Source organism: Methylobacterium platani (assembly GCF_001653715.1).
In the GTDB taxonomy this organism is placed as follows: Bacteria; Pseudomonadota; Alphaproteobacteria; order Rhizobiales; family Beijerinckiaceae; genus Methylobacterium; species Methylobacterium platani.
In genome coordinates this window covers 1-12,056 of record NZ_LWHQ01000052.1, presented here as the reverse complement: position 1 = coordinate 12,056, position 12,056 = coordinate 1, and the positions used below count along the sequence as shown (strand labels likewise).

The window sequence follows — 12,056 nt, the reverse complement described above, 5'->3', positions numbered from 1 at the left end:
GGGTTTTCCCGCATGCCGACCCTGACCCTTCGCATCCTGGGCTGCGGCTCCTCGGGCGGCGTGCCGCGGGTCGGCTACGGCTGGGGCGCCTGCGACCCGGCCGAGCGCAAGAACCGGCGCCGGCGCTGCTCGCTCCTGGTCGAGCGCCGCGACGCCGAGAGCGAGGCGACCACACTCCTCGTCGACACCTCGCCGGACCTGCGCGAGCAGCTCCTCGACGCGGGCCTGACGCGCCTCGACGGCATCCTCTTCACGCACTCGCACGCCGACCATACCCACGGCATCGACGACGTGCGCCCGCTGGTGATCCACATGCGCCGGCGCATCGCGGTCCATGCCGACGCCACGACCTCCGAGCTGCTCAGGGCCCGCTTCGCCTATTGCTTCACCTCGCGGCCGGGCAGCCTCTACCCGCCGATCCTCGACCTGCACGCGCTCGAGACCGGCGCGCCGGTGACGGTCGAGGGGCCGGGCGGGCCGGTGACGGCGACGGCCTTCGTGATGGAGCACGGGCCCGAGGAGAAGGCCTTAGGGTTTCGCTTCGCCGACGCGGCCTACGCGCCCGACGTCAGCACCATGCCGGACGCCGCCAAGGCGCAGCTGCGCAACCTCGACCTCCTGATCGTCGACGCGCTGCGCGACTCGCCCCATCCGACGCATTTCTCGGTCTCGGACGCCCTGGCGCTGATCGAGGAGGTGGCGCCGCGCCGGGCCATCCTGACCAACCTCCACACCGACCTCGACTACGAGACCCTGCGCCGGCGCCTGCCGCCGGGCGTGGTGCCGGCCTATGACGGGCTGTCGGTCGCGGTCGACGGCTGATCCACGGGCGCGAGATGCACCGCGAGCCAGACCGTCGCTCGGTCGGGGCTCGTCCACTCGACCCGGTGGCGCCGATGCGCCGGGATCGTGAGGTGGTCGCCGGGGCCGAGGCGGCGGGACTCCGTCTCGCCGTCCAGGCGCAGGCCGGCGCAACCTGCGAGCAGCACGACCCACTCGTCCCAGGGCTGGTCGTACCAGAAGCCCGGCGGGCTGGCCTGGCCGGTCGAGACGATCCGCTCGATGCGGGCCTGCGGGGCCTGCATCAGGATATCGATCCGCTCGTCGGCCTCGGCCGTCGCGGGCAGGCCGGCGAAGAGGCTGGCGGTCGATGGCGGCTGGCGATCGGGGGCATGGTTCGCCCAGATCGCCTCGATGTCCTCGTCGCTGGCGAACTCGCCCCGAGCGGCTTGTTCGAGCGACTCGGCGGGAGACGGCCGGTCCTCGGGGCTGAGGGCGACCGGCTCCGAGGCGGCATCGACCAGCGCCAGCATGGCGCCGGCGATCTCGTCCTGCGCGTCGGGCGGCAGCTCGCGCAGGCGTGCGATCACCAGTTCGACAAGGTCGGTCATCGTGCCATGATGCACGGGATCGGCGCCGACCAGAAGGGAAACCGCGGCGCTTCGGGCCCATCGCGGCCAGCGCCCAGGCGCTCGGATCGCTCTTCCGGTTCCATAAGATACATTATGCGAATCGCGTGTACGGGGGCCGGGCCCCCGCATCGCGCACCTGACCCGGGCCCCGGACGACCATGGGCGCGGGGCATCGGCACGGTGCCGACCTCCCCCGCCCGTGGCCGCGTCAATGCCCGGGCGCCGGCGCCCCGGCGGCGGCGAGACCGTCGAGCGCCCGCAGCGCGTCGTCCGGCAAGTCCAGCGCGGCCGCGTCCAGGTTCTCCCGCAGGTGCCCGCGCGAGGACGTGCCGGGGATGAGCAGGAGGTTGGGCGACCGGCGCAGGAGCCAGGCCAGCGCCACCTGCATCGGCGTCGCGCCGAGGGAGCGGGCCACCTCGGACAGGCCCTGCGACTGGATCGGGCTGAAGCCGCCGAGCGGAAAGAACGGCACGTAGGCGGTCCCGTCGACGGCCAGCGCGTCGATCAGGGCGTCGTCGGCGCGGTGGACGAGGTTGTAGTGGTTCTGCACGCAGGCGATCTCGGCGATCGTCCGCCCCTCGGCGACCTGCGCGGCGGTGACGTTGCTGAGCCCGATCCGGCGGATCAGCCCCCGGCGCTGGAGGTCGGCCAGGACCTCGAGCGGCGCGGCGAGCGACCCCTCGGCCGGCCCGTGCACGCTGAACATCGCCCGCAGGTTGACCACCTCGAGCACGTCGAGGCCGAGATGGCGCAGGTTGTCGTGCACCGCCGCGGTCAGCGCCTCGGCCGAGAAGGCCGGGTTCCACGAGGCGTCGGCGCCGCGGGACGCCCCGACCTTGGTGACGATCACGAGGCCGTCCGGATACGGATGCAGCGCCTCGCGGATGATCGCGTTCGTGACGTGGGGTCCGTAGAAGTCGCTGGTGTCGATGTGGTCGACGCCCCGCGCCACCGCCTCGCGCAGGACCGCGACGGCCTCGTCCCGGTCCTTCGGCGGGCCGAACACGCCCGGCCCGGCGAGCTGCATCGCGCCGTAGCCCAGCCGCGTCACGCGCCGGTCACCCAGGGCGTAGGTCCCCGCCGTCTCGATCCCGCTCATGGTCCGTCTCCTTCGTCGATGACGATCCGGATCTAGAAGCCGGCGCGCTGCGTGATAAGCCGGTGCAATCCGAACGGGCTGTGCGGGATCGCGAACGATGGCGGCGAAGTCGAGCGACCTGGATCTGGGCGACCTGTCCGCCTTCGTGGCGGTGGCGGAGGCCGGCGGCTTTCGCGAGGCGGCACGCATCGGCAACGTCAGCGCCTCGTCCCTGAGCGAGGCGTTGCGCCGGCTTGAGGCGGGGTTCGGCGTCCGGCTCCTCAACCGGACGACCCGCAGCGTCGCGCCGACCGAGGCCGGGACGCGGCTCCTGGAGCGGCTCAAACCCGCGCTCGGCGAGGTCGCGGCGGCCCTCGACGTGGTCAACGGTTTTCGCGATCGCCCGGCCGGCACGCTTCGCCTCAACGTGCCGGTGAGCGCGGCACGGCTGGTGCTGCCGGCCATCGTCCCGCCCTTCCTCGCCGCCTATCCCGACATCCACCTCGACATCGTCGCCGAGGACGGCTTCGTCGACGTGCTGGCGGCGGGCTGCGACGCCGGCATCCGCTACGAGGAGCGCCTGGAGCCGGACATGATCGCGGTGCCGATCGGCCCGCGCGAGCAGCGCTTCGCCACCGCCGCGGCGCCGGCCTATCTCGACCGTCGCGGGCGGCCGGCGCATCCGCGCGACCTCCTCGACCATGCCTGCCTGCGCGGACGCTTCGCCAGCGGCGCCGCGACCGAGTGGGCGTTCGAGCGCGACGGCGAGACCGTGCGGATCGAGCCGGGCGGCCCGCTCACCGTGCGGGTCGGCACCGCGACCGACCTCGCGGTCGAGGCGGCGCTCGCCGGTGTCGGGGTCGTCACTCTGTTCGAGGACTGGCTGCGGCCGCATCTCGAGAGCGGGGCGCTGGAGCCGGTCCTGGAGCCGTGGTGGCCGCGCTTCTCCGGGCCGTTCCTGTACTATCCGGGCCGGCGCTACCTGCCGGCGCCGTTGCGGGCCTTCGTGGACTTCATCGGGGCCGGGCGGGGATGAGCGCCCTGCCCCCGCTGCTGCCCCTGCCCCTCCCCATGTCTCCGCCTCATGCCGCCCGCCCCTCGGTCTCGCGGGCCAGCGCGTCGACCACCGCGGCGATGCCGGCCTCGTCCGCGCCGTCCGCGCCCCGCGCCGCGGCGTAGGCCGCGCGCTGGCGGTCGGCGCTGGTGCCGTCGCGGGCGATGCGGCGGGCTTCGTCGAGGGAGTCCGTGCAGCCCAGCGCCGCCGCGTCCTCGGCGACGAGCGCCAGCAGCCCCTCCAGGGCCTCGGTGAACGGCACCGCGCGCCCGGCCTGCGGATCGATCAGCGCGGCGCGCACGCCGTCGCGCTGGGCCCGCCACAGGTTCTCGCGGATCACCGCCCGGGCGACCCCGTCGAGGCCGGCATGGAGGTCGCGCCGGCGCTCGGCGGCGCGCACGAGGCAGCGGTAGAGGCCGGCGATCGCCACCGCGTCGTCGACCCGGGTGCAGCTGTCGGCGATGCGCAGCTCGAGCGTCGGGTAGCGGATCGAGGGCCGCAGGTGCCACCACAGGAAGCTCGCATCCCGGATCGCGCCGGCGGCCTGCATCACCGCGACGTAGCGCTCGAACTCGGCCTCGCTCGCGAACAGGTCCGGCAGGCCGGTGCGCGGCATCTCGCCGAACACGCTGAGGCGGTAGCCGCACAGGCCGGTGTCGCGCCCTTCCCAGAACGGCGAGGAGACCGAGAGCGCGAGCAGCGCCGGCAGGAACGGCAGCAGCCGGTTCATCAGGTCGACCCGGTCGTCCGGCCGCTCCACCTCGACATGGACGTGCATGCCGCTGACCAGGGTGCGCTGCCCGACCATCCGCACCTCGTCGAGGATGCCGTGGTAGCGCGCCCCGTCGGTCGGCGCCTGCGCGTCCCAGGCGGCGCCCGGATGGGTGCCGGCGCCGAAGACCAGGATCCCGTGCGCCCGGCCGATCTCGGCCAGGCCCCGGCGCAGTCCCGAAAGGCCCGCCCGCGCCTCCTCGGCCTCGGTGGCCGGCGGCGTCGCGATCTCGATCTGGCTCTGCAGCAGCTCGCGCTCGGCCGCCGGCAGCAGGGCCCTGGCGGCGGCGTGGAAGCCCTGGACGCCGCTGCGCGGCGTGCCGCGGGTCGCGGCATCCGCCAGGAAGAACTCCTCCTCGATGCCGAAGCGGTAGGCGGAGCCGGTCGTTGCAGGGCCGGTCATGGATGCGGGGTTCTCCGAGAGCGCGGGGATATAGGGGCCGGCGGCCGGCCGGCCACGCCGTCAGCCCCGCATCGCCCACAGGGCCAGGACGACGACGGCGAGCACGACGGCCGCCAGCCCCGCCCACACCACCGCCCGGTGCGCGCCGCCTGCCCCTGCCGGACCGGGCGCCGCGCGGGGACCGGGACTTGCGGCCTGCGTCGCGGCGGGCGGCGATTCGGGCGCGGGTGCCGCGGCCTCGGGCGCCGGCGGCTCCGGCAGGCGGACCGCGCCGGCGGGCGGCAGCGTGCGGCCGTGCTGCAGCAGGATCTCGTCCGGATCGACCGGGATCCCGGCTTCCTCCAGCTCGATCAGCACCAGGGCGATGTCCTCGGCGCTCATCCGGTCGATCGGCAGGGCCTGCCGCAGGTCGTCGGGCCCGAGGCCGCCCCGGTCCTTGCCGAGGGCGATCAGGCGGTCGAGGGTGGCGCGGTCGAAGGCGGCCTGCATCACGGAACTCCGTGTCTCGTCCGTGCCAACGCGCACCGGGCCGCGCGCGTTTCCCCGTCACGCTCGTGCCCAGATGGGGTAGGACAAGGCCAGAGAGGCTCCCGGTCGGTCGGGACCGAACCCAGGCGAGCCATGAACGCGCACCCGTCCCATTTCCGTCCGGCCCCCGAGGGGCCCCGGCCGGACCTCGCCCGGATCACCCCGCCGGCGCGGCCGCTCGGGCCGTGGTGCCTGTTCCGGACCATCGTGCGCAACCCGCTCGAGGCCTGGCCCGAGGCGATCTACCGCGAGCCGCTCTACGTCTCCGAGTTTCTCGGCAATACCAGCCTGTTCGTGATGGCCCCGAACCTGATCCGGCAGGTGATGGTCGACGAGGCCGATGCGTTCGAGAAGTCGGAGGTCCTGCGCCGCGCCCTCTCGCCGGCCTTGGGCGACGCGATCCTGACCGCCGACGGCGCGCGCTGGCGCTGGCAGCGCCGGGCGGCGGCGCCGATCTTCCGGGCCGAGCGCATCCGCAGCTTCGTGCCGGCGATGATCGCCGCCGCCGAGCGCACCCGCGAGGCGCTCGCCGCCGAGGCCGGCGCCGAGGTCGACATCGCCCAGACGATGATGCGCACCACCTTCGAGATCATCGTCGAGACGATGCTGTCGGGGCACGGCGCCATCGACGCCGCCCGGGTCGAGACCGGCATCACCGACTACCTCGAATCGACGAGCTGGATCTTCGCCCTCACGCTTTTGCGCGCGCCCGCCTGGATGCCCTATCCCGGCCGGGCCAAGGCCGAGCGGGCCAAGACGTACCTGCGCGACGAGCTCCTGCGCCTCGCCGCGGAAGGGCGCCGCACCGGCACGGACGGGCGCAACGACCTGATGAGCCTGCTGCTCGCCGCCCGCGACCCGGAGACCGGCCAGGCGATGGACGACCGCGACGTCGCCGACAACCTGCTCACCTTCGTGACCGCCGGCCACGAGACCACGGCGCTCGCCCTGACCTGGGCGTTCTACCTGCTCGCCCACCACCCGGAGGCCGAGGCGCTGGTCGCCGCCGAGGTCGAGGCGGCGACCGGGGGCGGTCCGCTGACGGCCGACCACGTCGACGCCCTGCCCTATACCCGCCAGGTGATCCTCGAGGCGATGCGCCTCTACCCGCCGGTGCCGGTGGTGGTGCGGGCGGCACTCCGCGACGTCGACCTCGGCGGGACGCCGGTGAAGGCCGGCACGCCGATCACCCTGCCGATCTACGCCGTGCACCGCCACGCCGCCCTGTGGGACCACCCTGAGCGCTTCGACCCCGGCCGCTTCGCCCCCGAGGCCGCCAAGGCCCGCGACCGCTACGCCTACCTGCCCTTCGCGGCAGGTCCGCGGATCTGCATCGGCATGGGCTTCGCGCTCGCCGAGGCGGTGGCGATCCTGGCGGTGCTGGTGCGCGCCTTCCGCTTCTCGCTCAGGCCCGGCTACCGGCCGGAGCTCAAGCAGCGCATCACGTTGCGCCCGGCGGAGGGGATGCCGATGCGGGTGACCCCGCGCTGACGCCGTCCTGCGCCGGCGGGAACCGGCGCCCGAACACCTCCTTGGCCGCGAAGAGGCCGTTCAGGGCGGCCGGGAACCCGGCATAGACCGCCATCTGCATGATGATCTCGGTGATCTCCTCGCGGGTGAGCCCGACATTCAGGCCGGCCTCGATATGGACCCGCAGCTGCGGCGCGGCATGGCCCATCGCGGTCAGCGCCGCGATGGTGGCGATCTCGCGGTCGCGCAGGGTCAGGCCCGGCCGGGAATAGATGTCGCCGAAGGGAAACTCGAACAGGTAGGTGGCGAAGTCCGGCGCGATATCCGCCAGCGCCGCGACCACCGCGTGCCCGGCCTCGCCGTCGATCTCAGCGAGCGCGCGCCGGCCGCGCGCGAGCCGGCTCTCGCCGTCGCTCATGGATTGGGACGTCATCGTCGTCGGTCCTCTCGTGTGGCGCCGCGTAGCCGGCGATCTTGTCGTCGAGGGCGAGGAGGCAGGCCTGCAGCTCCGCGACCTGCGCCCGGACGCGGTCGCGGTGGGCCTCCAGCAGCGCGCGCCGCTCGGGCTCCGTCCCGTGGCCGGCCTCGCGCAGCCGCGCGTAGCGCAGCATGCCGCGGATCGGCATCCCGGTCGTCTTGAGGCGCCGCAGGAAGGCGATCCAGGTCAGGATCGAGGCGTCGTAGTCGCGCTGGCGCGACCGGTCCCGGCTCGCTTGGGGCAGGAGCCCGATCGTCTCGTAGTAGCGGATGGTGTGGGCCGTGAGCCCGGAACGCTTCGCGAGCTCGCCGATCTTCATGAGGCGACCGTCCTTTCGTCCAGGATGGGGAGACGCTACGGGTTCGAGCGCACTCGAAGTCAAGGCCCGGAATCAGGCGGTCGGGTCCCCTGCCCTGCGTCGTCCCGCCGGCAGGGCCGTCGTGCGAAGTCCGCCGCGGCGCTCGCACCGGGCGCCCCAGTTCCGCGACGTCATCGCCGCCGCGCGGCGCCGATCCTGCAAGATCTTGCAGGCCGGCTCCGGTCCCTGCCAGCGAGGGTTGTCGTCGCGCTGATAAAATTCCACCCCGGGCAACTTGCCGTCACGGGGCCGAAACGAAGCCCGGGCCGGAGGCCGGGTGCGGGTATCGGCCGGAATACAGCATCGGGCGATTCCGATTTCATCCGCCTGTCACGAAACCGCCCGATGACGCGCCGGTCACGACATCCCGGCGGACCCCTTTGACCCACGTCCTCGATTCGATTCCGGCGGCCTCCGTGGCCGAGCCTTCCGTCGCGCGGGCGGCGCGCCGGCCCCGCGCCGGCCTCCTCCTGCCGCTCGCGCTGCTGAGCCCCTCCCTCGTCTTCCTCGCGCTGTTCACCTACTGGCCGGTGGTCGAGGTGCTGTGGGACGCCACCCACGCGGTCACGCGCCGGGGCACCCGCTTCGTGGGGCTGGCCAACTTCGCTGCCCTCTTCGCCGACCCGACCTTCCAGCGCGCGCTCCTCAACAACGCGCTCTACGCGCTGGGCACGGTGGTGCCGAGCCTGATCCTGGCGCTCGCCTTCGCGCTGGCGTTGAACGGCGCCGGCCGGGTGCGGGCGCTGATGCGGGCGGTGTTCTTCCTGCCGGTGATGATCCCGCTGGTCGCGGCAGCGGCGCTGTTCCTGTTCCTGTTCCTGCCCGGGATCGGCCTCATCGACCATCACCTCGCCCGGCTCGGGCTTCCCGGCGCCAACTGGCTCGGCGACCCCGATCTCGCGCTGTCGGCCATCACGGTGCTGACGGTGTGGAAGAATGCCGGCTACTACATGCTGTTCATCCTCGCCGGCCTGCAGGCGATCCCCGACGAGGCCCGGGAGGCCGCGCTCCTCGACGGCGCCGGCCCCTGGCAGCGCCTGCGCTTCGTCACGCTGCCGGCGCTCCGCCCGACCTTCGCCTTCGTCGGGGTGATCGCGCTCCTCAACGCGGTGACGCAGGTCGACCACGTCTTCGTGCTGACCAAGGGCGGGCCTTCGGACGCGACGAAGCTCCTGCTGTTCTACATCTACGAGCAGGCCGCCGAGCGCTACGATGCCGGCCGCGCCGCCGCCGCGACCGTGGTGACGCTGGGCCTGCTCGCCGCGCTGACCGCCGTGTCGCTCGCCCGCGGCCAGGGCCCGGAGGCGGCCCGATGAGCGCCCAGGTTCAATCCGGCCCGGTGACCCGGGAGATCGCCCCGCGCATCGCCCGCCTCGTCGTCGCCGGCCTGGCGCTGGTCTGGGCGGTGCCGTTCTGGTGGATGCTGGTGGCGGCGTTCCGGCCGGCAGGATCGGGAGCCGATGCCTCGCTCCTGCCCTCGCTGACCCCGACGCTCGCCAACTTCGCCGAGGCCTGGGCCTCGGCCGATTTCCCGCTCTACTTCCTCAATTCGCTCGCCATCTGCGCCGGCATCCTCCTGGTGCAGCTCGTGACCGCCTCGCTCGCCGGCTACGTCTTCGCGCGGCTCGAATTCCCCGGCCGCGGCCTGCTGTTCGCCCTGTTCCTGGTCCAGCTGATGCTGGTGCCGGTGGTGCTGCTGGTGCCGAACCTGAAGACGATCGCGGCTCTCGGCCTCTACGATACCCTGCCGGGCGTGATGGCGCCCTACTGCGCCACCGCCTTCGGCACCTTCCTGATGCGCCAGAGTTTTCGCGAAGTGCCGCGCGAGCTGGAAGACGCCGCGATGATCGACGGCGCCGGCTGGTGGGCGCGCATCCGCCTCATCTACCTGCCGCTGACGAAGCCGGCGCTGATCGCGTTCTCGATCGTCTCGGTCACCAGCCACTGGAACGAGTTTCTGTGGCCGCTGATGGTCATCAACTCCCCCGACCGGCGGCCCCTCACCCTCGGGCTCGCGAGCTTCACGCTCAGCGCCGAGGGCATGCAGGCCTGGGGGCTGATCGCGGCCGGCACCTTCCTGGTCAGCCTGCCGCTGCTTGCCGCCTTCCTGATCTTCCAGCGCCGGTTCGTGAACAGCTTCCTCGCCTCCGGCATCAAGTAAGAGGACGACTACAGATGATTTCCTGGTGGAAGGGCGCCGCTTTTGCCCTCGTGGCGGCGGCGGGCCTCGCGGCGCCGCGCGCCGCGCATGCGACCGACATCGAGCTGTTCTTCCCCGTCCCGGTGGACGGGGCGCTCGCCCGCAACATGTCGGGGCTGATCAAGGAGTTCAACGACTCCCACCCCGACATCAAGGCGACCCCGGTCTTCACCGGCTCCTACGACGACACGCTCCTGAAGACCCGCGCGGCGATCAAGGCCGGCAAGCCGCCGGCCGCGGTCATCATGTCGGCGAACTTCCTCACCGACCTGTCGATCGAGCGCGAGATCGCCCCGATGGACGACCTGATCGCCAAGGACGGCAAGACGCCCGACGCCTTCATGGGCCAGTTCTTTCCGGCGCTGCTTCCCAACGCCGTGATCGACCGCCAGGTCTACGGCGTGCCGTTCCACAACTCGACGCCGCTGCTCTACATCAACGCCGACCACTTCAAGGAAGCGGGGCTCGACCCCGACAAGCCGCCGCGCACCTGGGCCGAGCTGTACGACGCCGCCCGCACGCTGACGAAGCGCGAGGGCGACCGCACCACCCGCTGGGGCCTGATGATGCCCTCGAACTACGATTACGGCGGCTGGATCCTCGAAGCCCTGACGATGTCGAACGGCGGGCGCTACTACAACGAGGATTACGGCGGCGAGGTCTATTACGACACCCCGACGATGCTCGGCGCCCTCACCTTCTGGTCGGACCTCGTGCACAAGGCCAAGGTGCACCCGGCCGGCGAGCAGAAGGGCCCGGCGGTGACCGGCGCGTTCCTGGCCGGCCAGGCCTCGATGATGATCATCTCGACGGGCTCGCTCACCTTCATCCGCGACACCGCCAAGTTCCCGTTCAAGGTCGCCTTCGTGCCGATGAACGTGCGCCAGGCGGTGCCGATCGGCGGCGCCTCCCTGGTGCAGCCGACCGGCCTCTCGCCCGAGAAGCGCGCCGCCGGCTGGACCCTGATCCAGTGGCTGACCTCGCCCGAGAAGTCGGGCTGGTGGAGCCGCGCCACGGGCTACTTCGCCCCCAACAAGGCGGCCTACGACTTACCCGAGATGAAGGCCTTCCTGGAGAAGAACCCGGACGCCAAGATCGCGGTGGATCAGCTCGCCAACGCCAAGCCGTGGTTCGCCACCTACCGCACCGTGCCGGTGCGCAAGGCGATCGAGGACGAGCTGCAGGCCGTGCTCTCGGGCAAGCGCCAGCCGAAGGAGGCGCTCGCCGCCGCCCAGAAGGCCGCGGATGCCCTGATGCGTCCCTACGTCGAGGACACTGCGCTCCGCCTGCCCGGCGCGGAGTGATCGCCCCGCACTGACACCCTCCCCTTTCCCGGGCCCATGCAGCGACAGCGGAATGGGACCCGGGATCCAGCGCAAGACTCCGCGAAGCGTCCGTGCGTTTGCGACGGTGCAGCAGCCGGAGCCGCTTCGCGGCAAGTCTTAACGCTGGATCCCGGATCTCCTTCCGCTGACGCTCCAGTCGTCCGGGAAAGGGCGTCGCGTCTACAATCAATCGGACGTCGCCCCATGCTCATCGCCCAGATCACCGACCTGCACGTGCGCCCCCGCGGGCTGCCGGCCTACCGGGTCTCCGAGACCAACCGGATGGTCGCCCGCGCGGTCGCCCACCTCGTCGCCCTCGATCCCCGGCCCGACCTCGTGCCCGGCAACCACGACCGGCGCAAGACCATGCGCGACGTCCTGCCGGTGGCCTGGATGCCGGGCGCGACCAAGGGCTTCGTCCAGTACACGGTCGAGGATCACCCGGTCCGCCTGATCGCCCTCGACACGCTGGTGGCGGGCGCGAGCCACGGCGCGCTCTGCACCGAGCGCCTCGGCTTCCTCGAGCGGGCGCTCGCCGGCGGCGACGGCCGCCCGACCCTGGTGTTCATGCACCACCCGCCCTTCGAATGCGGCCTCGTTCACATGGACGAGATCCGGCTCCTCGACGGCGAGGCGCCGTTCCGGCGGCTGATCGGGGCTCAGACCTGCATCGAGCGGATCCTGTGCGGCCATCACCACCGGCCGATCGTGACCCGCTACGCCGGCACGATCGCCCAGATCGCCCCGAGCGTGAGCCATCAGGTCGCCTTCGATCTGACGCCGGAGCACGAGGGGGCGCTGGTGTTCGAGCCCCCGGCCTACCTGCTCCACCGCTACACGCCGGAGACGGGACTCGTGAGCCACATGGTCTACGTCGAGGCGTTCGACGGGCCGTATCCGTTCGTGCTGGACGCGGCGTATCCGGGGCAGCACTGAGCCGCTAAAATCATATTCAAGAATATGGCGCGGGATCCCCTCT

The 12,056-nt window shown here is 72.4% G+C and carries 13 protein-coding genes; 7 read left to right on the top strand and 6 right to left on the bottom strand.

Annotation, left to right across the window (positions count from 1 at the left end):
- The first annotated feature begins 12 nt into the window (after positions 1–12).
- Positions 13–822, top strand: coding sequence for an MBL fold metallo-hydrolase (locus A5481_RS25005; RefSeq protein ID WP_048437475.1), 810 nt, complete (start codon positions 13–15; stop codon positions 820–822).
- On the opposite strand, the gene A5481_RS25000 is transcribed toward A5481_RS25005, so the two are convergent.
- The gene (locus A5481_RS25000; protein ID WP_156312196.1) at positions 789–1,127 is read right to left on the bottom strand and encodes a cupin domain-containing protein; all 339 of its coding nucleotides are present in this window, start codon (positions 1,125–1,127) and stop codon (positions 789–791) included. The genes A5481_RS25005 and A5481_RS25000 overlap by 34 nt on opposite strands.
- Before the next feature lie 493 nt (positions 1,128–1,620).
- The gene (locus A5481_RS24995; protein WP_048437476.1) at positions 1,621–2,511 is read right to left on the bottom strand and encodes an aldo/keto reductase family oxidoreductase; all 891 of its coding nucleotides are present in this window, start codon (positions 2,509–2,511) and stop codon (positions 1,621–1,623) included.
- Positions 2,512–2,608: 97 nt separating this feature from the next.
- Here A5481_RS24995 and A5481_RS24990 point away from each other — a divergent pair, with 97 nt between their 5' ends.
- On the top strand, positions 2,609–3,526 hold the full coding sequence (locus tag A5481_RS24990; protein WP_064504400.1) for a LysR family transcriptional regulator: 918 nt from the start codon (positions 2,609–2,611) through the stop codon (positions 3,524–3,526).
- Between the two features lie 46 nt (positions 3,527–3,572).
- On the opposite strand, the gene A5481_RS24985 is transcribed toward A5481_RS24990, so the two are convergent.
- Both A5481_RS24985 and A5481_RS24980 read right to left on the bottom strand, forming a co-directional pair.
- Positions 3,573–4,718: a carboxylate-amine ligase gene (locus tag A5481_RS24985; RefSeq protein ID WP_064504399.1), complete on the bottom strand. Its 1,146-nt coding sequence runs from the start codon at positions 4,716–4,718 to the stop codon at positions 3,573–3,575.
- Positions 4,719–4,778: 60 nt separating this feature from the next.
- On the bottom strand, positions 4,779–5,207 hold the full coding sequence (locus tag A5481_RS24980; protein WP_048437276.1) for an RNA polymerase sigma factor region1.1 domain-containing protein: 429 nt from the start codon (positions 5,205–5,207) through the stop codon (positions 4,779–4,781).
- Between the two features lie 132 nt (positions 5,208–5,339).
- Between A5481_RS24980 and A5481_RS24975 the strand changes: the two genes are divergently transcribed.
- Entirely contained in the window at positions 5,340–6,737 is a 1,398-nt protein-coding gene (locus tag A5481_RS24975; protein WP_048437275.1) for a cytochrome P450, read from the top strand.
- On the opposite strand, the gene A5481_RS24970 is transcribed toward A5481_RS24975, so the two are convergent.
- Complete coding sequence (locus A5481_RS24970; protein ID WP_048437274.1) at positions 6,688–7,149, bottom strand: carboxymuconolactone decarboxylase family protein; 462 nt, start codon at positions 7,147–7,149, stop codon at positions 6,688–6,690. The genes A5481_RS24975 and A5481_RS24970 overlap by 50 nt on opposite strands.
- On the bottom strand, positions 7,085–7,513 hold the full coding sequence (locus tag A5481_RS24965; RefSeq protein WP_048437273.1) for a MerR family transcriptional regulator: 429 nt from the start codon (positions 7,511–7,513) through the stop codon (positions 7,085–7,087). Before A5481_RS24965 ends, A5481_RS24970 begins: the two co-directional genes overlap by 65 nt.
- A gap of 455 nt (positions 7,514–7,968) precedes the next feature.
- Between A5481_RS24965 and A5481_RS24960 the strand changes: the two genes are divergently transcribed.
- From A5481_RS24960 to A5481_RS24945, 4 genes are all read left to right on the top strand, one after another.
- A complete protein-coding gene (locus A5481_RS24960; protein WP_048437278.1) occupies positions 7,969–8,868 on the top strand; it encodes a carbohydrate ABC transporter permease in 900 nt (299 codons plus the stop codon).
- The gene (locus A5481_RS24955) at positions 8,865–9,713 is read left to right on the top strand and encodes a carbohydrate ABC transporter permease (RefSeq protein WP_048437272.1); all 849 of its coding nucleotides are present in this window, start codon (positions 8,865–8,867) and stop codon (positions 9,711–9,713) included. The genes A5481_RS24960 and A5481_RS24955 overlap by 4 nt, the downstream gene beginning before the upstream one ends.
- Before the next feature lie 14 nt (positions 9,714–9,727).
- Positions 9,728–11,056, top strand: coding sequence for an ABC transporter substrate-binding protein (locus A5481_RS24950; RefSeq protein ID WP_048437271.1), 1,329 nt, complete (start codon positions 9,728–9,730; stop codon positions 11,054–11,056).
- A 225-nt stretch (positions 11,057–11,281) separates the two neighbouring features.
- Complete coding sequence (locus tag A5481_RS24945) at positions 11,282–12,013, top strand: phosphodiesterase (RefSeq protein ID WP_064504398.1); 732 nt, start codon at positions 11,282–11,284, stop codon at positions 12,011–12,013.
- The last annotated feature ends 43 nt before the right edge of the window (positions 12,014–12,056 follow it).